The 22,749-nt window shown below is 63.6% G+C and carries 20 protein-coding genes; 9 read left to right on the top strand and 11 right to left on the bottom strand.

From position 1 onward, the window contains the following. Nucleotides 1-49: 49 nt before the first annotated feature. The 4 genes from AC1RZR_RS07935 to AC1RZR_RS07920 form a co-directional block, all read right to left on the bottom strand. Nucleotides 50-1,222, bottom strand: coding sequence for an efflux RND transporter periplasmic adaptor subunit (locus tag AC1RZR_RS07935; RefSeq protein ID WP_477269245.1), 1,173 nt, complete (start codon nucleotides 1,220-1,222; stop codon nucleotides 50-52). A gap of 157 nt (nucleotides 1,223-1,379) precedes the next feature. Then, complete coding sequence (locus AC1RZR_RS07930; protein ID WP_477269243.1) at nucleotides 1,380-1,985, bottom strand: hypothetical protein; 606 nt, start codon at nucleotides 1,983-1,985, stop codon at nucleotides 1,380-1,382. After that, a complete protein-coding gene (locus tag AC1RZR_RS07925; RefSeq protein WP_477269241.1) occupies nucleotides 1,982-4,255 on the bottom strand; it encodes a xanthine dehydrogenase family protein molybdopterin-binding subunit in 2,274 nt (757 codons plus the stop codon). Before AC1RZR_RS07925 ends, AC1RZR_RS07930 begins: the two co-directional genes overlap by 4 nt. Before the next feature lie 2 nt (nucleotides 4,256-4,257). Next, on the bottom strand, nucleotides 4,258-4,719 hold the full coding sequence (locus AC1RZR_RS07920; RefSeq protein WP_477269239.1) for a (2Fe-2S)-binding protein: 462 nt from the start codon (nucleotides 4,717-4,719) through the stop codon (nucleotides 4,258-4,260). Between the two features lie 124 nt (nucleotides 4,720-4,843). Between AC1RZR_RS07920 and AC1RZR_RS07915 the strand changes: the two genes are divergently transcribed. Beyond that, a complete protein-coding gene (locus tag AC1RZR_RS07915; RefSeq protein ID WP_477269237.1) occupies nucleotides 4,844-5,443 on the top strand; it encodes a TetR/AcrR family transcriptional regulator in 600 nt (199 codons plus the stop codon). Between the two features lie 24 nt (nucleotides 5,444-5,467). Here the strand turns inward: AC1RZR_RS07915 and AC1RZR_RS07910 are convergent, their stop codons facing one another. The 3 genes from AC1RZR_RS07910 to AC1RZR_RS07900 all read right to left on the bottom strand — a co-directional run bounded on the left by AC1RZR_RS07910 (nucleotide 5,468) and on the right by AC1RZR_RS07900 (nucleotide 8,721). After that, on the bottom strand, nucleotides 5,468-6,598 hold the full coding sequence (locus tag AC1RZR_RS07910) for a patatin-like phospholipase family protein (RefSeq protein ID WP_481828162.1): 1,131 nt from the start codon (nucleotides 6,596-6,598) through the stop codon (nucleotides 5,468-5,470). 49 nt (nucleotides 6,599-6,647) lie between these two features. Beyond that, a complete protein-coding gene (locus AC1RZR_RS07905) occupies nucleotides 6,648-7,430 on the bottom strand; it encodes a 3-hydroxybutyrate dehydrogenase (protein ID WP_477269233.1) in 783 nt (260 codons plus the stop codon). Nucleotides 7,431-7,632: 202 nt separating this feature from the next. Beyond that, on the bottom strand, nucleotides 7,633-8,721 hold the full coding sequence (locus AC1RZR_RS07900) for a citrate synthase/methylcitrate synthase (protein WP_481828161.1): 1,089 nt from the start codon (nucleotides 8,719-8,721) through the stop codon (nucleotides 7,633-7,635). A gap of 97 nt (nucleotides 8,722-8,818) precedes the next feature. Between AC1RZR_RS07900 and AC1RZR_RS07895 the strand changes: the two genes are divergently transcribed. Next, nucleotides 8,819-9,958: a citrate/2-methylcitrate synthase gene (locus AC1RZR_RS07895; RefSeq protein ID WP_481829038.1), complete on the top strand. Its 1,140-nt coding sequence runs from the start codon at nucleotides 8,819-8,821 to the stop codon at nucleotides 9,956-9,958. Nucleotides 9,959-10,007: 49 nt separating this feature from the next. On the opposite strand, the gene phaR is transcribed toward AC1RZR_RS07895, so the two are convergent. Then, nucleotides 10,008-10,619: a polyhydroxyalkanoate synthesis repressor PhaR gene (gene phaR, locus AC1RZR_RS07890; RefSeq protein WP_477269229.1), complete on the bottom strand. Its 612-nt coding sequence runs from the start codon at nucleotides 10,617-10,619 to the stop codon at nucleotides 10,008-10,010. Nucleotides 10,620-10,907: 288 nt separating this feature from the next. Here phaR and AC1RZR_RS07885 point away from each other — a divergent pair, with 288 nt between their 5' ends. The 6 genes from AC1RZR_RS07885 to AC1RZR_RS07860 all read left to right on the top strand — a co-directional run bounded on the left by AC1RZR_RS07885 (nucleotide 10,908) and on the right by AC1RZR_RS07860 (nucleotide 19,108). Next, complete coding sequence (locus tag AC1RZR_RS07885) at nucleotides 10,908-12,086, top strand: acetyl-CoA C-acetyltransferase (protein ID WP_477269227.1); 1,179 nt, start codon at nucleotides 10,908-10,910, stop codon at nucleotides 12,084-12,086. 187 nt (nucleotides 12,087-12,273) lie between these two features. Further along, nucleotides 12,274-12,999, top strand: a complete 726-nt coding sequence (phbB, locus tag AC1RZR_RS07880) for an acetoacetyl-CoA reductase (protein ID WP_379095354.1) — start codon at nucleotides 12,274-12,276, stop codon at nucleotides 12,997-12,999. 766 nt (nucleotides 13,000-13,765) lie between these two features. Further along, complete coding sequence (locus AC1RZR_RS07875) at nucleotides 13,766-17,167, top strand: helicase-related protein (RefSeq protein ID WP_481828160.1); 3,402 nt, start codon at nucleotides 13,766-13,768, stop codon at nucleotides 17,165-17,167. 15 nt (nucleotides 17,168-17,182) lie between these two features. Beyond that, nucleotides 17,183-17,581: an RNA-binding S4 domain-containing protein gene (locus tag AC1RZR_RS07870; RefSeq protein ID WP_477269222.1), complete on the top strand. Its 399-nt coding sequence runs from the start codon at nucleotides 17,183-17,185 to the stop codon at nucleotides 17,579-17,581. A gap of 236 nt (nucleotides 17,582-17,817) precedes the next feature. Beyond that, nucleotides 17,818-18,156 carry a ferredoxin FdxA gene (fdxA, locus tag AC1RZR_RS07865; RefSeq protein ID WP_013529180.1) on the top strand — a complete coding sequence of 113 codons (339 nt, stop codon included), beginning with the start codon at nucleotides 17,818-17,820 and terminating at the stop codon, nucleotides 18,154-18,156. A 370-nt stretch (nucleotides 18,157-18,526) separates the two neighbouring features. Then, on the top strand, nucleotides 18,527-19,108 hold the full coding sequence (locus AC1RZR_RS07860; RefSeq protein ID WP_006327799.1) for a CarD family transcriptional regulator: 582 nt from the start codon (nucleotides 18,527-18,529) through the stop codon (nucleotides 19,106-19,108). 86 nt (nucleotides 19,109-19,194) lie between these two features. On the opposite strand, the gene AC1RZR_RS07855 is transcribed toward AC1RZR_RS07860, so the two are convergent. From AC1RZR_RS07855 to AC1RZR_RS07845, 3 genes are all read right to left on the bottom strand, one after another. After that, nucleotides 19,195-19,968 carry an amino acid ABC transporter ATP-binding protein gene (locus tag AC1RZR_RS07855; RefSeq protein WP_477269219.1) on the bottom strand — a complete coding sequence of 258 codons (774 nt, stop codon included), beginning with the start codon at nucleotides 19,966-19,968 and terminating at the stop codon, nucleotides 19,195-19,197. After that, nucleotides 19,965-20,645, bottom strand: a complete 681-nt coding sequence (locus AC1RZR_RS07850) for an amino acid ABC transporter permease (protein WP_477269217.1) — start codon at nucleotides 20,643-20,645, stop codon at nucleotides 19,965-19,967. The genes AC1RZR_RS07855 and AC1RZR_RS07850 overlap by 4 nt, the downstream gene beginning before the upstream one ends. A 136-nt stretch (nucleotides 20,646-20,781) precedes the next feature. After that, nucleotides 20,782-21,555, bottom strand: a complete 774-nt coding sequence (locus AC1RZR_RS07845) for an amino acid ABC transporter substrate-binding protein (RefSeq protein WP_477269215.1) — start codon at nucleotides 21,553-21,555, stop codon at nucleotides 20,782-20,784. Nucleotides 21,556-21,884: 329 nt separating this feature from the next. Here AC1RZR_RS07845 and AC1RZR_RS07840 point away from each other — a divergent pair, with 329 nt between their 5' ends. Further along, nucleotides 21,885-22,748, top strand: a complete 864-nt coding sequence (locus AC1RZR_RS07840) for an RNA polymerase factor sigma-32 (protein ID WP_379095331.1) — start codon at nucleotides 21,885-21,887, stop codon at nucleotides 22,746-22,748. Nucleotide 22,749: the final 1 nt, after the last annotated feature.

The following is a 22,749-nucleotide window of genomic DNA, read 5'->3' as shown; positions in this document are numbered from 1 at the left end:
GCGCCGCAGCCGATTGTCCCCGCCCAGGGCTAGTCTGTCGCGACTGTTGCTACTGCGTGCCGGCAGGCGCCTCGCCCAGCAACTTCTGGATGGTCGCCTGGTCCGCCTCGACCGCATTGACCACATCGCCTTCCTTCACCAGTTCCTGACCGGCAACGATGATGCGCGCATCGGCCGGGATGCCGCCGAGCACGAGGCCGGTCGGCGTGTCGTCGACGAGGTCGATCGGAAAGAACGCCACCTTGTTGTCCTTGCCGACGGTACGGATGCCGAGGTCGCCCTTGTCGCCGAGCGTCACCACCGAGCGCGGCAGCAAGACAGCGTCGGTCGGTTGCGCGTTGAGCGCGATTTCCGCCGTCATGCCGGCCGGCACGGAGCCATCGGCATTGGGGATTGCCACCTCGACGCGGAAGGTGCGCGTCGCCGACGAAGCGTCGCGGCTGATGTAGCGCACGGTGCCTTCAACCGTCTGGCCGCTGACCAGACGGACATTGGCCTTGTCGCCGAGCTTGAGGTAGCGCAGGTCGCGCTCGCTGACTTCGCCGCGGGCAATGACCGGATCAAGCTTGAGGATGGTTGCCACCTCGCCGCCCTCCATGATGGAACTGCCAAGTTCCACCGGCACCCGGTCGATGACGCCGTCGAAAGGCGCCCTCACCTCATTGCGGTCGAGCAAGGCCTGTGCCGTTTTCAGCAGCGACTGCGCCGAGGTCAGGTTCGAGCGCGCGGTATCGAGCTGCAGCTTCGGCAAATTGCCTGTTTTCATCAGTCGCAGAGCTGCTTCCAACTCGGCCTGGCGCTGCACAACCAATTGCTTGGCGTTGTCGACCATCGAGATCTTTTCTTCCGCGGCAAGCATCATTACCAGATCGCCGGTCTTGACGTGCTGGCCCTGGCTGACCGGCAGCTTGTCGATAACACCGGCAACGCGCGCGCCCAGCACCGCTCGTTTATCGGCTTCGGTCAGTCCCGAAATGCGGATGGCGCGCGCATAGGTCTTGCGCGGCGGCGTCACCACCGCGACGGTGCGCAGCGGTGCTTTCGGCTCGGCTTCCGCCGCCTTGGGCTTGTTCGCGTTCGGCGCCTTGGCCTGCTCGACTTCGGCTGCCTTGGCCTTGTTGGCGGCGACGCTGCCGACCGACGAAAACTCACCTGTCGCCATCCAGGCCGCGAAACCAATGAGCACAACAACGGCTGCAAGCTTGTGAAACCTGATTCTCATCGTCGTTTTTTCCACTGCGGATTCGGCCAGCGTCCTCATAACGCGGGCGCGTCGCCGATATGGGTGCGCGCCAGGCCGTGTTCAATTTGCCGTGATCGGCGAAGCGCGTTTCTACATCAAAGTTGCACCGCAATATAGCCTTAAAGTTGCAAGACCATTACGGTACCGGGCAAGGTGAACCCACCGCCATCCAGTTTTCGATCGTTTGGAAGGTTGCTTCGGCCGAGCCCGGAGCCGGCTCACGATCCGACCCGGGCGTCCAGCCCCAGCCGACCAGCCTGTCGTCGCGAACATGCAGCGCGATATCCTCCAAACTGCGACCGCCATTGCGCGCCGGATCCTTGATCTGAGCGCAGATTTCGGCTGAGGATTTGCCGAACCAGGCCATCTCGGCCGGCGCCAGACGCCAGTTTTCGGCTCCGGGCGGCCCGTGCAATCCATTGGAATTGCTGGAGAAATGGCAAGTGGTACAGCGCAGGACCGGATTGCCGAAGCCCGATCCGTCAGCACCGCGCTGGACGTTGAAGGCGTGAATGCGCGTGCCGCCATAATGCACGCCGGACCATCGCGGCCGGTCGTCCGCGACATGACAGTCGGCGCAGCGAGGATGCGAGAACACCGCATAAATCTTGTCCCATTCGGACAAGCCTTTCGCTGCGTCGACTGGCGCCGGCGCCGGCGCCAGACTGTCTTGTGCAACTGCGAACGGCGTCGCAAGGACGAGCATGGCAGCAGGCGTCAGCATGATGAGGAGCCTCTTCATGCGAAGGCCACCGTCTTCGACAGTGGCAGCGTGCGGATGCGCTTGCCGGTGAGTGCGAACATGGCGTTGGCCAGCGCCGGTGCCGCCGGTGGTGTACCGACCTCGCCGACGCCGCCCATCTTGTGGAAATTTTCCAGGATGGCGACTTCGAAGACCGGGCACTGGAAGATCCGCATGGCGTCGAAATCGTGGAAGTTCGACTGTTCGACCATGCCGTCGGCGAAGGTGATTTCCTGTCCCATTGCCGCCGAAAGACCGTAGATGGCGGCGGAAATCAGCTGCGCCTCGATGATGCCCGGATCGAGCGCGGTGCCGACATCGGCGGCGATCCACACCTTCTCGATGCGGATGCCGGCCGGCGTGTCAGCCACCTGGACGATCTCGCCGACCCAACTGCCGAAGGACAGCGTGAAGGCCATGCCCTTGGCGGTGCCGGCGGGTAGCACCTCGCCCCATTTCGCCATCGCGGCGACCTTCTCCACCACCTTCACGGCGGAAGGATAGGCGGCCATCAGCGTCTTGCGCATCTCGACCGGATCGACTTTCCCGGCAGCGGCGATCTCGTCCATGAACCCTTCGTGGAAGAAGCCGTTGATCGAACTGCCGACCGATCGCCAGGAGCCGACGGGAATCGAGACAGGAGCGGCGACACCGCTGACCCGATAGTTCGGGATGGTGTAGGGCTGGTCATAGGCACCGTCGACGATGCTTTTGTCGGGCCCAAGCGGCGATATCGATGGGAACAGCCGGCGCAAGGTACTGGCTATCATGGATGGCGAGGCGATTTTCATGTCGACGGCGACCGGCATGCCGTCTTCGCCGAGCAGCGCCTGGAACTTGCCGACCGCCGCCGGCCGGTAGGCGTCGTGGCGCATGTCTTCTTCACGCGTCCAGGTCACCTTGACCGGACGCCCGCCTGTCTCCTTCGCCATCAGCGCGGCGCACAGCGCGTAATCCATCTCGACGCGGCGGCCGAAACCGCCACCCATGAAGGTGGTGTGGACGGTGACCTTGTCCTGTTCGATGCCGACCACGTTGGCGCAGAGCTGCCGCACCAGGGTCGGCGCCTGGTTGCCGCACCAGATGTCGAGGGCACCATCGCTGAACCGCGCCGTGGCGTTCATCGGCTCCATCGTTGCATGCGCCAGATAGGGCACCGCATAGTCTGCCTCGACGATCCTTTCGCGCGGCGCGTCGGCGAAGGCGGTGTCGACATCGCCATTGTCGCGCATCGCCGAGCCCTTGGTGCCAAGCGCCTGTTTCAGCACGTCTGATATGGCGGCGCTGCTGAGCGGATATTCGGGATCCGCCCACTGGGCGTCGATGGCGTCGGCCGCCTTGAACGCGGCCCAGGTGTTCTCGGCAATGATGCCGAAGCCGTGGCCGTAATTCGTCTCGAGCGGCACGATCTTGATTACGCCAGGCATCTTTTCGGCTTTTGCGAGGTTCGCCTTGGTCGGCTTCGACCAGAAGCGAGGGCTCATCTTGACCGTGCCGTAAAGCATGTCCGGCAGCCTGACATCGATGCCGAAGATCGGCGCGCCGGTAACCTTGGCCAGCATGTCGATGCGCTTCTGCGGCTTTCCCAGCAATTTCCAGTCGGCTCTGTCCTTGAGCCTGACTTCGGCCGGCGGCGCCATCGCGGCGGCGGCCGCGGCGACCGCGCCATATGTCAGCGACTTGCCAGACGCCTTGTGGACAATCGAGCCATTGGCCGTTTCCAGATCGGCGGCGGCAACGCCGAATTTCTGCGCCGCCGCCGCGATCAGCAACTGCCGCGCTGTGGCGCCCGCCTGGCGCATCTTGTCGAAGCCGTCGCGCGCCGAAGCCGAGCCGCCGGTGGCCTGGAGAGCAAGCAGCTTGCCGACCACGCCGAGACCTGAGCGCACCGCCTGCGCCGTCATGCTCTCGTCGAAGAAGGCGAACGGACCGCCCTCTTCCAGGATCGCTGCGTTGTAATAGGCATAGGACGCCGGGCCATGCTCGACCTTGACCTGGTCGAGACCGACATCGAGTTCTTCGGCGACCATGACGGCCAGCGTGGTCGAGATGCCCTGCCCCATCTCGGCGCGCGGCGCGACGATGGTGATGGTGTTGTCGGCGCCGATCTTCACATAGGGGTTGAAGGTCGCCTCACCCTCGCCGAGATCGGCCTCGAGCGGGTTCGGAAACGGTCTTCGATAATAGTAGTAGCCGACGGCAACGCCGCCCGCGACGGCGGCCGCGCCGATCAGAAACGTGCGGCGGGCGATCTTTCCGACACTGGCCATGCTCAGAGCCCCGCCGTCTTGAGCGCTGCAGCCTTCTTGATGGCCGAGCGGATCTTCGGATAGGTGCCGCAGCGGCAGAGATTGCCGCCCATGGCGTTGTCGATGTCGGCGTCGCTCGGGTCGGCGACCTGGTCGAGCAGTGCCACCGCGCTCATGATCTGGCCGGCCTGGCAATAGCCGCATTGCGCCACCTGTTCCTCCAGCCATGCCTGCTGCACCGGATGCAGCTTGTCCGCCGTGGCGATGCCTTCGATGGTGGTGATGGCGCCGCTGACCTCGCCGACCGGGAGCGAACAGGAGCGCACCGGCTGGCCGTCGACATGCACGGTGCAGGCGCCGCAGGCGGCGATGCCACAGCCAAATTTCGGTCCGGTCTTGCCAATGAGATCGCGCAGCGCCCATAGCAGCGGCATCTGCGGATCGGCGTTGATGTCGAATGACTGCCCATCGACGGTGAGGCGCATGGGGATACCCTTTTGTTGTCGTCCACAGCCCGAGGCGAAATGGCCAACCGGTCATTTCGCCTTCAAACAGATTGACAATTTACGTCATTTTGTCAATTGAGATTTTGCAGGATAATGTTGCTCCATGAATCAGACCGAAGACATCGCCGCCACCGACCCCAAACGCGTCCGTATCCTGGATGGCGCGATGAAGGTGTTCCTGGCCTATGGCTTCTCCCGCACCACCATGGACGACATCGCCCGCGCCGCAGACATGTCACGCCCGGCGCTCTATCTCCTGTTCAAGAACAAGACCGACATTTTCCGCGCCATCGCCATGATGGTGCTGTCGCGCTCGGTCGCAGCGGCAAAAATGGCGCTGGCCGGCGACGGCGCTTTCGCCGAACGCATGATGCGAGCCATCGACGAGGCATTCATCTCGATGATGAGCGCGGTCGTTGCCTCGCCGCACGGCGCCGAATTGGTGGACATGAAATCGAGCCTTGGCGATCTGGTCGGCTGCTGGCGCGGCGGTCTGGTCGAACATATCGCTGTCGCGATTCAGGACGAGGCAACCAGGAACGGCGTCGATCTAGCGGCCAAGGGCCTGTCGACGCAATTGCTTGCCGACATGCTGCTGGACGGGCTGGAAGGCATGAAGGCGCGGATCAGCGATCCCGAGGTGCAGCGGCAGGCGGCCGCTGCCCTGGTCAACGTGATCGGTCTGACCTTGAAAGCTGGATGAAGCCGAGCAGTGTCGAGATTTCGGTCAAGCCCGGCGGCGTTCCGCCTCGGGCTTCTTGCGCGCCGCAAGGAATTCCTTGACCCGCCGGCCGGGTGCGGGACCACGCACCGGCTTGAAGCCGTCATCGAGTTCGCCGGAGAGATCGAGCGTCGGCCGCTTGCCGACGGCATCGTAGTTCTCTTCCAGCCAGTCGCTGGCGGCGGTGCGGCCGAGATCGCGCAGATAGGTCAGGAACGCCCATTCGGCATTGACCTTCGATGACGCCGACAGGTCCTTGAACGCCTCGTCGGCATCGATGCGGTGCATGCGGATGTCACGGTATTCGCCATGCGGCAGACGGCCGGCGGCGATCAGTTCCTTGACGAAGGCGATCGAGCGGAATTCGCGCAACAGACCGGCGTTGAAGGTGATCTCGTCGATGCGGTTCTGGATCTCGTTGGCGCTCCTCGGCGTTCCCTCCCGCACCACCGGATTGATCTGCACCAGAAGCACATCCTCGGTCGCCGCCGTCTTGAAGAACGGATAAAGCGCCGGGTTGCCGCCATAGCCGCCGTCCCAATAGGGAACGCCCTTGATCTCGACGGCGCGGAACAATTGCGGCAGGCAGGCCGAGGCCATCACCGTGTCGAGATCGATCTCGCCATCGGAAAAGACACGCAACTGTCCGGTTTCGACATTGGTTGCCGAAATGAACAGTTCCATCGACTTGCAGGCGCGCACATTGGTGAAATTGATCTCCTGCTGCACCACGTCACGCAGCGGGTTGAGGCCGAGCGGGTTGGCGACATAGGGCGAAAACACCCGCGACATGGTGTCGAAGAAGAAATAGCCCGGCGTGTTCTCGATCGACCAGTTGCCCCAGGCGACATCCCACGGCATGCGCTGCACCGGGCTGAACCGGCCCTTTGCCGCCACCGCACGCCAGAAATCGTCGAGCTTCTGCCGCGCGCCGTCGACCCCGCCGCGCACGAAGCCGTCGGCCAGCGCCACCGCGTTCATGGCACCGGCGCTGGTGCCGGACACCGCCGCGATCTCCAGCCTGCCGTCCTCCAGCAACCGGTCGAGCACGCCCCAGGAAAAGGCGCCGTGCGAGCCGCCACCCTGAAGCGCGATGTTGATCTTCTTCGTCTCCTCCGCCTTGCCGTTTTTCGTCATGGCGTCGTCCTTGATCTGTCCCTTTGGGTGGGTGAGAAAATTTCGCCCCTCACGCCGCGGTCCATCCGCCGTCGATCGAGAGATGCGTGCCGTTGACCTGCGCCGCCGCGTCGGAACACAGGAACACCGCCGCTGCCGCGATCTGCTCGACCGTGACGAATTCCTTGGTCGGCTGCTTGTCCAGCATGACCTCGCGGATGACTGTCTCGCGGTCCATCTTGTGGGTTTTCATCTGGTCGGGGATCTGCGCCTCGACCAGCGGCGTCAGCACATAGCCGGGGCAGATGGCGTTGCAGGTGATCTTTTCACGCGCCAACTCGAGCGCAACCGTCTTGGTCAATCCCATGATGCCGTGCTTGGCCGAGACATAGGCCGATTTGAACGGCGACGCGACCAGGCCATGCGCCGAGGCGATGTTGACGATCCGGCCGCCCCCGGCCTTTTTCATCAGCGGGATCGCGGTTGCAATGGTGTGGAATGCCGATGAAAGGTTGATGGCAATGATGGCGTCCCACTTCTCGATCGGGAAGTCTTCAACAGGTGCGACATGCTGGATGCCGGCATTGTTGACGAGAATATCGACCGATCCGAATGTCTCGGCCGCCTCGGCGACAAGCGCCCGGCATTGGCCCGGCTTGGACATGTCGGCCTTGATGTAGGCGGTCTTCACGCCGTGCTGCCTGGCGATCGCATCGGCGATGGCGTGGTCGGCGGCCGTATCGGAGAAGGAGTTGACGACGATGGCGTGGCCTTCAGCCGCCAGGGCATGAGCGATGGCCAGGCCAATGCCCGATGTGGAGCCGGTGATAACTGCGGTTTTTCTGGCGGCCAAGGGTGGAGTCCTCTGGTTGCGGCAAGAGTGAGCTTATGTTGCAGTGCAGCATATATGCTCAATGCGACGCAATAACAGCGGCGGGATTTATGCAGCGAGATGAACTTTTTGTCATGAGCGACCGCGCAGCCCCTCGCCGGAAGCACATCGGCCGGATCGCTCCGTCCTTCGGCGGGCCGCCCCGCTCTGCAAAAGCGAAGCTTCAGGCGACGAGGTCCGGCACCGGCCCGACATAGCGCGACTGCGGCCGGATCAGCCGTCCGGTCGTCTGCTGCTCGCGGGCATGGGCGATCCACCCGGCGACACGCCCGGCGGCGAAGACGTTGCTGAATGCCTCCTTCGGAAAGCCCGCCGCCTCGAGCAGCAGCGCGGTGTAGAACTCGACATTGGTCTGCAGCGAGCGCGACGGCTTGGCGATCCGCAGCACGTCGAGCGCGGCTTGCTCCACTGTCTCCGCAAAAGCCAGTCGGCGACCGGTTTCGCCTTGGCTGCCGAGTTGCCGCACAACCGCCTTCAGCACGTCGGCGCGCGGATCGCGTACGCGGTAGATCCGGTGACCGAACCCCATGATGCGCTCGCCATGCGCGACCTCGTCGCGCAGCCAGCCGGCGGCATCGCCATGCGCCTCAATCGCATCCAGCATCTCGATGACCGGGCCGGGCGCACCGCCATGCAAAGGCCCCTTGAGTGCGCCGAGCCCGGCCAGCACGCACGATGTCAGGCCGGCCTGCGTCGACGCGACCACGCGGGTGGCGAAGGTCGAGGCGTTGAGGCCATGGTCGCAGACGGTCACCAGATAGGTGTCGAGCGCCTTCGCCAGCGCCGGCGAGGCAGCGCCGCCGTTGAGCATCCTCAACATGTCGGCGGCATGGTCGGCCCGGCTGTCCGGTGCGATTGGCTTCTCACCGTGTTGCAGGCGCAGCAAGGCCGGCGTCAGCACAGCCGGCGCAGCGATCAGCAGTAAGGCGTCCGTCCACGTTTCGCCGTCCGGCAGCAGCGCAATCCCAGCACGCATGGCGCTGTAGACATCGAGCGATGCCGGCAAGGGCAGTGAGGGCAAGAGCCGCTCGAACACTTCCGCACGCGCCTGGCCCAGCGCTCGCGCCAATTCGGCGTCGTCGGGAAGATCATCGAAAAAGCCGTCGAGCAGCAGGCGAACCACCTGCGCGTAACGCCAGCGTCCGGCCAGTTCCGGCAGCGAATGACCCCGGATCGTCAGATGGCCGCCGAGACCGTCCACGTCGGAGAGGACGGTTTCCGCCGCCACCACGTCATCGAGCCCATTCGCCATAGCCTGTCTCCTTGAACCGTTCCCCGATCGGAGATAAGGCTAGTCAACATGCTCATCAATCTTGATCAATAGAATCAATATATTGGAGGATCGGGTCCTGTCGGAATGGTTGTCACGGGAAGAGGCGCTGGAAAGGCTCAGGGTGCGGCCGCAGACGCTCTACGCCTATGTCAGCCGTGGCCGCATCGGCATGCGGCCCGACCGGACCGACCCACGCCGCAGCCAGTATCGCGCCGACGACATTGCCGCATTGGCCACCCGCCGGGCGCGCGGACGGAGCCCGGCGGCCATCGCCGAGAGCGCCATCGCCTGGGGGGAACCGTCGCTCGTCACTTCGATCTCGACCGTCTTTCACGGTCATCTTGTCTATCGGGGCCAGGACGCCGCAGCGCTTTCAGCGAGTGCCACACTGGAAGAAACTGCTGCAGTGCTGTGGGCTCTGTCTGGACCGGTGGTTTTCACAGCACCGTCGCCAGATGCGCCCCATCAAGCCGGTCGAGCCTCGGCCTTTGCACGCCTTGCCGTGCTTGCCGGCCAGGGGCGCCCATCGCTCGGGCGCAGCACCACCTCGCTGCATGCCGATGCCGCGCACGCTGTCGGCATGCTGGCCGGCGCCCTGGGTGCATCGGCGGGGTCGGATCCAGTCCATCAACGGCTGGCGCAGGACTGGTCGGTGGATGCAACGGGAGCGGACTCGATCCGCCGCGCGCTTGTCCTGCTCGCCGACCACGAACTGAACGCATCGACTTTCGCCGCCCGCGTCGCGGCCTCGACCGGGGCGTCGCTGGCCGCATGCCTTCTGGCGGGCCTGGCGACGCTATCGGGGCCACGTCATGGCGGCGCCGGTGAAGCGGTGATGCAACTGGCCGAGGATGCGGCGCGGCACGGCGCCGATGCGGCGATCCGGCGCTGGCTTGACCATGACCGGCCGCTGCCGGGGTTTGGTCACCCGCTTTATCCCGACGGCGATCCGCGGGCGGCGGCATTGCTGAGCGCGATCGACATCGATGATCTCTCGCAATCGATGCGCGATGCGGCCTTTGCCGCGACCGGCGCACGCCCGAACATCGACTTCGCTTTGGTCGTGCTGGCGCGCAGCCTCGGCTTGCCGCGCGATGCACCGTTCCGCCTGTTCGCGCTCGCACGCAGCGTCGGCTGGGCCGCCCACACGGTCGAACAGATAACGAGCGGAAGTATCATCAGGCCGCGCGGCCGCTATGAAGGAGTGCTGCCGTAGCATCGCGATAGCACTGTGCGCGAGCTACCGGATCTTCGCTCCGAAACGCTCACGACATCGTGTCGAGCTTGCGCTGCATGGCGGCGATCTGGTCCTTCAGTTCCTGAAGGTCGTCAGGCTTTTCCGGCGTTTCCTTCCTGGCCGGCTCGGGCGTCGGCGCAGCGGACGGGCCGGAACCGGCCGGTGGGAACGGCGTGAACAGCCGCATCGCATTCTGGAACATTTCCATGTTGCGGCGTGTCTGCTCCTCCAGCGCCTTGATCGGCGTGGCGATCTTCATCATGTCCAGCGGCGACTTGCCGATCGCCCCCTTCATCTGCTCGCGAAAACGTTCCTGCTCCTTGGAGAAGGCGAGCATCGACTGTTCGAGGAAGCTCGGCACGATCATCTGCATCTGGTCGCCATAATAGGCGATCAGCTGGCGCAGGAACGGGATCGGCAGCATGTTCTGCCCATCCTTGTTCTCCAACTCGAAGATGATCTGCGTCAGCACCGGATGCGTGATGTCGTCGCCGGTCTTGGCGTCCTGAACGGTGAACTCCTCGCCCTTCTTGACCATCTCGGCGAGGTCCTCGAGCGTCACATAGGTGCTGGTGCCGGTGTTGTAGAGGCGGCGATTGGCGTATTTCTTGATGATGATCGGATCGTCTTTCGCGGCCATCTGCATCCTCCCGGGGACACCGGCGCGCCCAGAGTAAGCCGCCGGTAACGATTGTGCCTTTTTTGAGGATATGCGCAAAAGCCTCATAATTCCAAGCAGTTTGTGCAGTGCGGGATCACTAAATGCTGCATAGCGGGCAAAATAATGCTGCGCAGCAACCGCCGTCGCAAGGCGCGACCTGCTTGCCGCGCATGGGCGCCATGCCCATTTCCGGTTTGACTTGGGTTCTGGAAAGGGCAAGAAAAGTCCTCAACGACAGAACAACACCCTTGAAGTCTGGAGAAGAAAATGTCCGCTTCCATCGTCATTGCCAGTGCCGCGCGCACGCCGGTCGGCTCCTTCAACGGCGCCTTCGCCGCCACGCCGGCGCATGAACTCGGGGCCGTTGTCATCAAGGAATTGCTGTCGCGTGCCGGTGTCGAACCGGGCGAGGTCGACGAGGTGATCCTCGGTCAGGTGCTGACCGCCGCTCAGGGTCAGAACCCGGCCCGCCAGGCATCGATCAATGCCGGCCTGCCGAAGGAAACCACCGCCTGGGGCCTCAATCAGGTGTGCGGCTCGGGCCTGCGCGCCATTGCACTCGGCATGCAGCAGATCACCTCCGGCGATGCCAAGGTGATCATCGCCGGCGGCCAGGAATCGATGTCGCTTTCGGCGCATGCCCAGCACCTGCGCGCTGGCGTCAAGATGGGCGACTTCAAGCTGATCGACACCATGATCAAGGATGGACTGTGGGATGCCTTCAACGGCTACCACATGGGCAACACCGCCGAAAACGTAGCTCGCCAGTTCCAGATCACCCGCGACGATCAGGATCAGTTCGCACTCGCCTCGCAGAACAAGGCGGAGGCCGCACAAAAGGCCGGCAAATTCAAGGACGAGATCGTCGCCGTCACCATCAAGGGCAAGAAGGGCGACACAATTGTCGACCAGGATGAGTACATCCGCCACGGCGCCACGATCGACGCCATGACCAAGCTGAAGCCGGCCTTCGACAAGGACGGCACCGTGACCGCTGCCAACGCCTCCGGCATCAACGACGGCGCCGCTGGTGCGCTGCTGATGAGCGAAGCGGAAGCCGTGAGGCGCGGCATCACCCCGCTGGCGCGCATCGTGTCGTGGGCAACCGCCGGCGTCGATCCGCAGATCATGGGCACCGGCCCGATCCCCGCCTCGCGCAAGGCACTGGAAAAGGCCGGCTGGTCGGTCGGCGATCTCGACCTGGTCGAGGCCAATGAGGCCTTTGCCGCGCAAGCCTGCGCCGTCAACAAGGACATGGGCTGGGATCCCTCGATCGTCAACGTCAATGGCGGCGCCATCGCCATCGGCCACCCGATCGGTGCGTCCGGCGCTCGCGTTTTCAACACGCTGGTCTTCGAGATGCGCCGCCGTGGCGCCAAAAAAGGCCTCGCCACGCTCTGCATTGGTGGCGGTATGGGCGTCGCCATGTGCGTGGAAGCGCTCTAAACGATATCACTGACCGGCGGCGCGAATGCACGCCCAAAAGTGTGCAGCGGTTTTGGGAAGACGACATGCATAAAAACAAACAGCCAAAGTGCGTCGCCTGAATTTATTTCAGCGCGACGCGCTTTAGCGGTCAGTATCCAGTGCCTGCCAAGCCCGACAACAGGGCGATACCAAAAAGGGGAAACGCATGAGCAAGGTAGCAATCGTCACGGGCGGATCGCGCGGCATCGGTGCGGCGATCTCGATCGCATTGAAGACCGCCGGCTATTCGGTTGCCGCCAACTATGCCGGCAATGACGACGCTGCGGCGAAATTCAAGGCCGAGACCGGCATTCCTGTCTACAAATGGTCGGTCGCCGACTACGATGGCTGCGCCGCGGGCATCAAGCAGGTCGAGGCCGACCTCGGTCCGGTCTCGGTGCTGGTCAACAATGCCGGCATCACCCGCGACGCCATGTTCCACAAAATCACGCGCGAGCAGTGGAAAGAGGTCATCGACACCAATTTGTCGGGCGTCTTCAACATGACGCATCCGCTGTGGAGCGGCATGCGCGACCGCAAGTTCGGCCGCGTCATCACCATCTCCTCGATCAACGGCCAGAAGGGCCAGGCCGGACAGGTCAACTATTCCGCCGCCAAGGCCGGCGACATCGGCTTTTCGAAGGCCCTTGCCCAGGAAGGTGCCCGCGCCGGCATCACCGTCAACGTCATCTGCCCCGGCTACATCGCCACCGAAATGGTCAAGGCGATCGACGAGAAGGTGCTCAACGAGCGCATCATCCCGCAGATTCCCGTCGGCCGCCTCGGCGAACCGGAAGAGATCGCGCGCTGCGTCGTCTTCCTCGCGTCCGAAGATGCCGGCTTCATCACCGGCTCGACCATCACGGCCAATGGCGGTCAATATTTCGCCTGAGGCAATTCCAGGAAAAGTGTGGAGCGGTTTCCGTCCGGAATTGCGTCAAGATAAAAGAGACGCGTCGCTCTGGGCAGCAAGATCGACGGGCCGGGAAACCGGTCCGTTTTTCGTTGGCGGCTTTGTACTTTCGACGCGCCCGGCCGGTCCCTGCCACAATCCAGCGCGCAGAGGTTAACAGCCGTCGGCTGGCCTGTGCGATACACCCATCACAACCTGTGGATTCTCGGTGGATAAGCTGTTCACAACACAAGATATTGGGGTGAACGAAACGGGAATATTCGGGCATCGCTGATTCGTCGCCGATTCGTTCCGGCTTTGAGCGGAACGTTAACGATGGCAGCCGGAATCGCCTGCCAAAACCTTAACACGGATTAGGAAAGATCAACAATTTCATAACCTTGGGTGAGGCGCACCAAGCGGCTATAGTTGTTCGCCGGCAAAGGTTAACGACAAAGCTCGCCCTGCATGAAACGGGCCAGTTCCATGATTCAGCATGTGGTGAGACTCGGGGTCGAAAAATCCACATGTAGCCGTGAACAAAAGCTGAATCTGGTCGAGTCACTGATTCGTCGCCTATTCGTTCCAGACTCGTTCCAACTGTTAATCCGCAACCGATCTGGAGCGTGACACAGTCGACTTCGAGCCGCCGGTGGAACATTCCGCTTTCGCTTCGCGCTCGAAATCCTTATGTGTCGCCTGTCATGCGCGCCACTTAAGGCACGCTCCCGACAACGAGAGGCCAGAAAGCCTTATTTCCAGGTCGATGAACATTCAGCCGAAACACACCGAGCCGCTGATCCTGTCGGGCCGCGACGTGACCGCCGTGCTTGGGCCGACCAACACCGGCAAGACCCATCTCGCCATCGAGCGCATGGTGGCGCACGACAGCGGTATCATCGGCCTGCCGCTCAGGCTGCTCGCGCGCGAGGTGTATAGCCGCGTCTGCGAGAAGGTCGGCGCGCACAAGGTGGCGCTCATCACCGGCGAGGAAAAGATCCAGCCGGCCGGCGCCAAATATTCGGTCTGCACCGTCGAGGCCATGCCGCGCGAGACCGATGCCGCCTTCGTCGCCATCGACGAGGTGCAGCTTGCCGGCGACCTCGAGCGCGGCCACATCTTCACCGACCGCATCCTGCACCTGCGCGGCCGCCAGGAAACGCTGCTGCTTGGTGCGGCCACCATGCACGGCATCTTGCAGCGCCTGCTGAAGGGTGTTTCGGTGGTGACGCGGCCAAGGCTGTCGCATCTTGCCTATGCCGGTTCCAAGAAGCTGACGCGGCTGCCGCGGCGCACGGCGATTGTCGCCTTCTCCGCCGACGAGGTCTATGCCATCGCCGAGCTGATCCGCCGTCAGCAGGGTGGTGCCGCCGTCGTGCTCGGCGCGCTCTCGCCGCGCACCCGCAACGCGCAGGTGGCGCTGTTCCAGGCCGGCGATGTCGACTATCTCATTGCCACCGACGCCATCGGCATGGGGCTCAATCTCGATCTCGATCACGTCGCCTTCGCCCAGAACCGCAAGTTCGATGGCTATCAGTACCGCAACCTGACGGCGGCCGAGCTCGGCCAGATCGCCGGCCGCGCCGGCCGGCATCTGCGCGACGGCACCTTTGGTGTCACTGGCCAGGTCGACCCGCTGGACGAAGAGCTGATCAAGAAGATCGAAGGGCATGACTTCGATCCGGTGAAGGTGCTGCAGTGGCGCACCGCGCATTTCGATTTCGCCAGCCTCGACGCGCTGAAGCGCTCGATCGAGACCAACGCCCCGGTCGAGGGGCTGACGCGGGCATTGCCTGCCGTCGATGCGCAGGCACTCGAGCACCTGTCGCGCGACGAGGACATCCGCGCACTTGCCACCGATGCCAAACGCGTTGCGCTGCTGTGGGAAGCCTGTGCCTTGCCCGACTACCGCAAGATCGCGCCGGCCCAGCATGCCGACCTCATTGCTTCGATCTATACCGACCTCGCCCGGCACGGCCATGTCGACGAAAACTACATGGCCGAGCAGGTGCGCCGTGCCGACACCACCGAGGGCGACATCGACACGCTCTCGCATCGCATTGCCCAGATCCGCACCTGGACATTCGTGTCTAACCGGCCCGGCTGGCTGGCCGATCAGGCACACTGGCAGGAAAAGACGCGCGAAATCGAAGACAGATTGTCGGATGCGCTGCATGAGCGGTTGACGAAACGCTTCGTAGACCGCAGGACTTCCGTCCTCATGCGGCGCCTTAGAGAAAATACCATGCCTGAAGCCGAAATTAGTCCCACCGGAACCGTCCTTGTCGAAGGCCATCATGTCGGCGAGTTGCAAGGGTTCCGCTTCACCGCTGACCAGACCGCCGGCGGCGAAGACGCCAAGGCCGTGCGCACCGCCGCCCAGAAGGCGCTGGCAGCCGAATTCGAGGCGCGTGCCGAACGCTTCGGCGCCTGCGCTAATGGCGACATCGCGCTCGGCTCGGACGGCACGCTGCGCTGGATCGGCGCCCCGATCGGCACGCTGGTCGCTGGGGAAGACGCGCTGAAGCCACGCCTGGTGCTGCTGGCCGACGAACAACTGACCGGCCCGGCGCGCGACAAGGTCGCGGCGCGTGCCGAACGTTTCGTCAATTTCCAGATCGAGTTGCTGCTGAAGCCGCTTGTCGACCTGAAAAACGCCCACCAGATTGCCGGCATCGGCCGCGGCATCGCCTTCCAGCTGGTCGAGAATTTCGGCCTCATCAACCGTCGCGACATCGCCGAGGAGATGAAGTCGCTCGACCAGGAAGGCCGCGCCGCGCTTCGCCGGCTCGGTGTGCGCTTCGGCGCCTACCATGTCTTCGTGCCGGCGCTGATCAAGCCTGCGCCCGCCGGATTGGTGACCTTGCTGTGGGCGCTGAAGAACGACGGCAAGGACAAGCCCGGCTTTGGCGACGTGGTCCATGCGCTCGCCTCTGGCCGCACCTCAGTGGTCATCGATCCGACCTTCGACAAGAGCTTCTACAAGCTTGCTGGCTACCGCAATCTCGGCCGCCGCGCCGTGCGCATCGACATTCTGGAGCGGCTGGCGGATCTGATCCGTCCGGCGACCAACTGGAAGCCTGGCCTCGGCCAACGGCCGGATGGCGCCTATGACGGCCAGTCCTTCATGGTGACGCCGCCGATGATGTCGATCCTTGGCGCCACCGCCGACGACATGGAAGAGATCCTGAAAGGTCTCGGCTACCGTGCCGAGCCGAAGCCGGCGGTCGAGGTCAAGGCGCGGCTCGAAGCGCAGGACAATGCCGCGCGCGAAGCGGCGGCTGCGAAGCTGGCGGCTGAAGAGGCGGCACGAGCAGAGCAGGCCAAGGCAGCTGAAGCCGAGGCAACGGACGCAGCCACGGCGGCAGCGGTCGAAGCGTCGGAGCCGGCTGCCGTTGCTGAAGCTGTCGCTGAAATTCCTGAAGAATCCACCACCGAAGCGCCAGCCGAGCCTGTCGCGGAAGAACAAACCGGAGTTCCAGCAGAAGCCACGGAAGAGGCCGCACCGGAGGCCATCGCCGGAGTGCCTGCCGAACCCGTGCTGGCTCCGGAGCCAGAGGCGGAAGCCGAGCCTGTCGCGGTCGCCTCTGCAGAGCCAATTTCCGAAGCCGCGCCCGCGACGGAAGCGGCACCAGAGCAGCCTGCTGTCGTGGCCGAAGCGGCCGCCGGCGAGGCCGCTCCTGAAGCCGAGGCGCCAAAACCCATCCTGTTGTGGCGTCAGGGCCGTTTCGAGCAGCGCCCGCGCAACCGCGACGGCCGCAACAATCGCCCACGCAACGGACCGGCCGCTCGCGGCCGAAGCGATGCACCGGCCGATGCCGCTGGCGCGCAGACGGCGGCCACGCCGGGAGAACGTCCGGCCCACGAGGGACGGCGCGACGGGGCCGGCAAGCCGCGCTTCGATCGCTCGAAGTTCAAGCCCAAGCCACAGGCCGAAGGCGAACCGAGGCGTGAGGGCCGGCCGCAAGGCGAGCGTCCCGACCGCCGCGATGGCCGGCCTGATTGGAAGGGTGGCAGGCCAGATGGCAAGGGGGGCGGCCCCGATCGGGCCAAGGGCGGCGCAAAGCCCGCCTTCCAGCCGAAGCCGCGTGAGGAGCGCCCGGTGCGCTACGATCCGGACTCGCCCTTCGCCAAGCTCGCCGCATTGCGCGACCAGCTGAAGAAGTAGGCCCGGCTCGCTGCGATGGTTGCCCCCACGGCTGCCCGAGACCGCCAGCGCATCGACAAGTGGCTGTTCTTCTCCCGCGCCGTGAAATCGCGCTCGCTGGCGGCGAAACTGGTGGTCGCCGGCCGCGTGCGCATCAATCGCGACAAAGCAGCGCAGGCCTCCGACATGGTCAAGCCTGGCGACGTGCTGACCATTACCCTTGAGCGGCGCATCTTCGTCTGGAAGGTGCTGAACCCCGGTGTGCGGCGCGGCCCTGCCGAAGAAGCCCGCACGCTGTATGAGGATATCTCGCCGCCGCCCGCGCCGAAGGGCGAAGCCCCGCCTGATGCAATTCCAGCGTTGCGCGAGGCCGGCAGCGGCCGCCCGACCAAGAAGGAACGCCGCCAGACCGACCGCTTGCTCGGCGAGGACTGACCTAGGTCACCCAAATGTGCGCGGTGATTTTGCGGCAACGACACGCACAAAACAAAGGCTGAACCCGGCAAACAACGTACTCTGCAGGACGTGACAGGCTTCCGCTGGACCTGCCGTCTGGAATTCCATTTCCGGAACGCCGGCAGCACCCGCAAAGGCTGCCCTTGCATGCGGCGGACAAAGGCGTTACCTCACGGAAAAAGCCCAACAAAAATGGGACTTCGCGGAGCCGACCGATGACCTATGTCGTGACCGACAATTGCATCAAATGCAAATACATGGACTGCATCGAAGTCTGTCCGGTCGACTGTTTCTACGAAGGCGAGAACATGCTCGTCATCCATCCCGACGAGTGCATCGACTGCGGCGTCTGCGAGCCGGAATGCCCGGCCGACGCAATCAAGCCCGACACCGAGCCGGGCCTCGACAAATGGCTGCAGGTCAACACCGAATACGCCGAGAAATGGCCCAACATCACCGCCAAGAAGGAACCTCCGGCCGACGCCAAATCCTTCGACGGCGAGGCCGGCAAGTTCGAGAAGTACTTCTCCGCCGAGCCCGGCGAAGGCGATTGACAACACGGCCGCAAAGGCCGGTATTACGCTAGGTAAGAGGCCCGTCGCATGAACCGCCTTGACAGGCGGCGCTAAGCTGTGGCCTTCGCTTCCGCAGCAAAACCTTGATTCTTCCGACTTTTTGTGTTACATCAGCCAAACATGCCGGTGACACAACGTCGATTTATGGCGCAGACGCCCCAAATCACTGAAAGGTGAAAATCCCATTCCGGACCAGAGCGATCTGGGCCAGGCGGTCGCACTATTGCGGTTGGCCGGTCCCGGCTTTTTCCGATGGGTTCATCTGTTGTGCGGCTAACGATCGGTTTCCCCGATCGCGCGAGTTCGGGCCGGCAGGACGCCGGTACCACAACAAGGAGTCCAGGGCGTAATGGCAACGATCACCCCGCAGAAGAAGTCCACCGCTGCGCGTCACGGTTTCAAGACTGGCGAGTACATCGTCTATCCGGCGCATGGCGTCGGCCAGATCGTCTCGATCGACGAGCAGGAAGTAGCTGGGCACAAGCTGGAACTGTTCGTCATCGACTTCCAGAAGGACAAGATGCGCCTGAAGGTGCCGGTCGCCAAGGCGACCTCCATCGGCATGCGCAAGCTGTCGGAGGAGGATTATGTCGAGCGCGCGCTGAAGGTCGTGCAGGGCCGCGCCCGCGTCAAGCGCACCATGTGGTCGCGCCGCGCCCAGGAATATGATGCGAAGATCAATTCCGGCGACCTGATCTCGATCTCGGAAGTGGTGCGCGACCTCTACCGCGCTGACAACCAGCCGGAGCAGTCCTATTCCGAACGCCAGCTCTACGAGGCGGCGCTCGACCGCATGGCCCGCGAGATCGCGGCCGTCAACCGCATGTCGGAGACCGAAGCCGTGCGCCTGATCGAGGTCAATCTCAACAAGGGCCCCAAGCGCGGCGCCAAGGCCGACAATGAGGAAGCCGAGCAGGAAGAAGCTGCCTGAGTTTCTTCGCCTTTGAAGTCATGAAAAACCCGGCCTCGCGCCGGGTTTTTGTTTCTCGGGAAGATGACGTTGGGGGATACCCGCGCCTACGCGTCGCCTCCACTTTCCTTTTCCGCCTCCTGCTTCAGCGTTGCGATGAAACGCCTGGTCCGCTGGTGCTCCGGATTGCCGAACAGCACGCCGGCCGGCCCTTTCTCGACGATGACGCCGGCATCGAGGAACACCACTTCCTGGGCGATCTTGGAGGCGAGGCGCAGATCATGCGTCGCCATCACCATGGTCGTCCCTTCGCTGGCCAGCTTCCCGAGCACGTCGACCACCTCTTGCGCCAGTTCCGGATCGAGCGCTGACGTCGGCTCGTCGCAGAGCAGCACCTTCGGCGACGGCGCAAGCGCCCGGGCGATCGCCACGCGCTGCTGCTGGCCGCCCGACAGGGTTGCCGGCCAGGCGTCGGCCTTGTGCGCCATGCCGACCTTTTCCAGCAGGGCCAGCGCCCGCTCGCGTGCGCGCTCCGTTGGCCATTTCAGCACCGTCACCAGCCCCTCCATGACATTCTCGATCGCGGTACGATGCGGAAAAAGCTGGAAGTTCTGGAACACCATGCCGGTCTGCAGGCGCAAGCGCTGGATATCCCTGGCCGCGACCTTGCCGCCAGGGCGGAATTCGAGCGTCTCGTCGCCGATGCGCACCGTACCGGAGGTCGGAATCTCCAACAGGTTGATGCAGCGCAGCAGCGTGCTCTTGCCGCCGCCGGATGGGCCGACAAGCGCGGTGACGCTGCCTTCGGCGATGGCGACCGTCACGCCCTTCAGTACGAGATTGTCGCCAAAACGCTTTTCGATGTTGGTGAGGCCGATCATGAGCGCGCCTCCAGGAAGCCGCCATAGCGGTTGAGTCGTCCTTCCAGCCGCGTCTGCAGGGCCGACAGCACCGAACTCATCGCCAGATAGAGGATCGCCGCCTCGACATAGAGGATCAGTGGCTCATAGGTGGTGGCGACGATGCGCTGCGCCGCCTGGAACATTTCCGGCACAGTGATCGCGGCGGCCAGTGACGTATCCTTGACCAGCGAGATGAAGGTGTTGGAGAGCGGCGGCACAGCGACCCGCCCAGCTTGCGGCAGGATGGTGCGCCGCATCGCCTGGCTCCAGGTCATGCCGATCGAATAGGCGGCTTCCCACTGGCCCTTCGGCACCGAGCCTATTGCGGCGCGGATGATTTCCGACGTGTAGGCACCGATGTTGAGCGTAAAGCCGATCAACGCGGCGGTGAAGGCGTCAAGCAGGATGCCTACCGACGGCAGGCCGTAGAAGATCAGGAACAGCTGCACCAGCAGCGGCGTGCCGCGGAAGATCCAGACATAGAAGCGCACAAGCGCGACCAGCGGCTTCGCCCCGAACAGGCGGGCAAGTGCTGCACCCAGACCGACCGTCAAGCCGAGAACGAAGGAAAGCAGCGTCAGCGGCACGGTGAAGATCAGCGCCGCCCACAAGAGCGAGGGCAGCGACTCCAGCATCAGTTGCAGCCAGTGCGGCACGTAAGACCTCCAAATGGTCGAGGCGGCTTCATCAAAGCGCGAATGTTGTCGGCATATCACGACAAAAGCGGCGGACCGTCAAAGACGGCTCGCCGCTTGATATCGCATGGGCCGGCGACCGGCCTCACCTCAAAAATTACTTCGAAACGTCCTGGCCGAAATAGGTGTCGGCAATCTTCTTGTAGGTGCCGTCAGCCTTGATGTCGGCCAGCGCCTTGTTGATCGCCGCAACCAGTTCCGGATCGCCCTTGCGCACGATGACGCCGGAATAGTCGGCGTTTTCCTCTTGCGCGGCGATCTTCACATTGGCGTCGGGCTTGTGCTTCTTGAAGTCGAGGAACGACAGGCTGTCATTGATGGTGGCGTCGGCGCGGCCGGTCAAAAGCAGCTGGATCGACTGGTCGAAGCCGTCGGTGCCGACGAGCTCGGCACCATTGGTCTCGGCGAGCTTGCCGAAATTCGAGGTCAGCGACTGCGCCGACTTCTTGCCCTTGAGATCAGCGAAGGTCTTGATGTCGGTGTTGTCGCCGCGCACGATCAGCACCGCCTTGGAGGCGATGTAGGGATCGGAGAAGTCGTACTTGGCCTTGCGCGCGTCGGTGATGCCGACTTCGTTGATGACGGTATCATAGCGATTGGCATCGAGGCCGGCGATCAGCCCGTCCCACTTGCCTTCGAGGAACTCGGCCTTGACGCCGAGCTTGTCGGCGATCGCCTTGGCGATTTCGACGTCGAAGCCTACCAGTGCGCCGGACGTGTCATGATAGGTGAACGGCGCATAGGTGCCTTCCGTGCCGACCTTGATGACGCCTGCCTGCTTAATCTGGTCGAGATTGGCGCCGGCATGACCGGCGGTAACAGCCAGAGCCTGCAGCGTTCCGGCGATGATAAGCGACTTGAGCCATTTCATTTTTCTGTGATCCCGTCCTTGGCCGGCTGTCCGGCATGTTGTGAGCGCTGGAAACTGACAGATACAAGTCGGAAAAATAAGGAACAGGATTTCAAAAATAACCGACTTCTGAAACCAGATTCTCGAAATAGCGTTTTTTGGCGGAGATCGAGGGCATCGCGGATCATCGCCGGAATCCCTCCAGCAGCCCAATCCAGCCACCAACAGCCACGGAACCATTCTCATGCATGGCACGTTTTGGATTTTCTAGGGCACGACGCCGCGATTTCAACCCGGGCGCCTGCCAAGTTTGCAAAGTCATCCGCATCGCCTGACCCAGGGAGCGCCTCATGATGGAAGACACGGCAGGACGGATCATGGTCCGCGCGGCAATGAGGGCTCCCTACCTCGAACGTGACGAAGAACATCGGCTGGCATTACTGTGGAAAGAGGACAACGACCAGAACGCGCTGCACAGCATCACGGTTGCCCATATGCGGCTGGTCATTTCAATGGCCTCCAAATTCCGTCATTACGGCCTGCCGCTCGGCGATCTGATCCAGGAAGGTCATGTCGGCCTGCTTGAGGCCGCCGCCCGCTTCGAGCCCGAGCGCGAGGTGCGATTCTCAACCTACGCGACGTGGTGGATCCGTGCCTCGATGCAGGATTACATCCTGCGCAACTGGTCGATCGTGCGCGGCGGCACCAGCTCGGCGCAGAAAGCGCTGTTCTTCAACCTTCGACGCTTGCGGGCGCGGCTGGCCAACGGCGCCGAACCACTGTCCAACGCAACGCTTTACCGCGAAGTCTCGGAGGCACTCGGCGTCTCCGAGGCTGACGTGGCGATGATGGATTCGCGGCTGTCGGCGCCAGACTCCTCGCTCAACATGCCAATTGCCGATGACGCGGGTTCGACCGAGCGGATGGATTTCCTGGTCTCCGACGATCCGCTGCCCGACGAGATCGTCGGCGACAAGATCGATGTCGCGCGCCGCTCGCTCTGGCTGAGGGAAGCGCTTCGCGCGCTCAACGCGCGTGAGCTGAGGATCATCGAAGAACGCAGGCTGAACGACGAGGGTGCGACGCTGGAAGCGCTTGGCGAGACGCTCGGCATCTCCAAGGAACGTGTCCGCCAGATCGAGGCGCGCGCCATGGAAAAGCTCAAGGTCGCGCTGGTGAAGCAGAACCCGGAGTTTCTGGCGACTGCCGCCTGAC

This window comes from Mesorhizobium bavaricum, assembly GCF_056781655.1.
The sequence above is the reverse complement of the archived record's forward strand: the minus strand, read 5'-3'. Positions and strand labels throughout refer to the sequence as shown.

Coding starts and splice junctions, on each gene's coding strand:
- AC1RZR_RS07935 (WP_477269245.1), bottom strand. CDS start 1,222: ATGAGAATCAGGTTTCACAAGCTTGCAGCCGTTGTTGTGCTCATTGGT.
- AC1RZR_RS07930 (WP_477269243.1), bottom strand. CDS start 1,985: ATGAAGAGGCTCCTCATCATGCTGACGCCTGCTGCCATGCTCGTCCTT.
- AC1RZR_RS07925 (WP_477269241.1), bottom strand. CDS start 4,255: ATGGCCAGTGTCGGAAAGATCGCCCGCCGCACGTTTCTGATCGGCGCG.
- AC1RZR_RS07920 (WP_477269239.1), bottom strand. CDS start 4,719: ATGCGCCTCACCGTCGATGGGCAGTCATTCGACATCAACGCCGATCCG.
- AC1RZR_RS07915 (WP_477269237.1), top strand. CDS start 4,844: ATGAATCAGACCGAAGACATCGCCGCCACCGACCCCAAACGCGTCCGT.
- AC1RZR_RS07910 (WP_481828162.1), bottom strand. CDS start 6,598: ATGACGAAAAACGGCAAGGCGGAGGAGACGAAGAAGATCAACATCGCG.
- AC1RZR_RS07900 (WP_481828161.1), bottom strand. CDS start 8,721: ATGGCGAATGGGCTCGATGACGTGGTGGCGGCGGAAACCGTCCTCTCC.
- phaR (WP_477269229.1), bottom strand. CDS start 10,619: ATGGCCGCGAAAGACGATCCGATCATCATCAAGAAATACGCCAATCGC.
- AC1RZR_RS07885 (WP_477269227.1), top strand. CDS start 10,908: ATGTCCGCTTCCATCGTCATTGCCAGTGCCGCGCGCACGCCGGTCGGC.
- phbB (WP_379095354.1), top strand. CDS start 12,274: ATGAGCAAGGTAGCAATCGTCACGGGCGGATCGCGCGGCATCGGTGCG.
- AC1RZR_RS07875 (WP_481828160.1), top strand. CDS start 13,766: ATGAACATTCAGCCGAAACACACCGAGCCGCTGATCCTGTCGGGCCGC.
- AC1RZR_RS07870 (WP_477269222.1), top strand. CDS start 17,183: ATGGTTGCCCCCACGGCTGCCCGAGACCGCCAGCGCATCGACAAGTGG.
- fdxA (WP_013529180.1), top strand. CDS start 17,818: ATGACCTATGTCGTGACCGACAATTGCATCAAATGCAAATACATGGAC.
- AC1RZR_RS07860 (WP_006327799.1), top strand. CDS start 18,527: ATGGCAACGATCACCCCGCAGAAGAAGTCCACCGCTGCGCGTCACGGT.
- AC1RZR_RS07855 (WP_477269219.1), bottom strand. CDS start 19,968: ATGATCGGCCTCACCAACATCGAAAAGCGTTTTGGCGACAATCTCGTA.
- AC1RZR_RS07845 (WP_477269215.1), bottom strand. CDS start 21,555: ATGAAATGGCTCAAGTCGCTTATCATCGCCGGAACGCTGCAGGCTCTG.
- AC1RZR_RS07840 (WP_379095331.1), top strand. CDS start 21,885: ATGATGGAAGACACGGCAGGACGGATCATGGTCCGCGCGGCAATGAGG.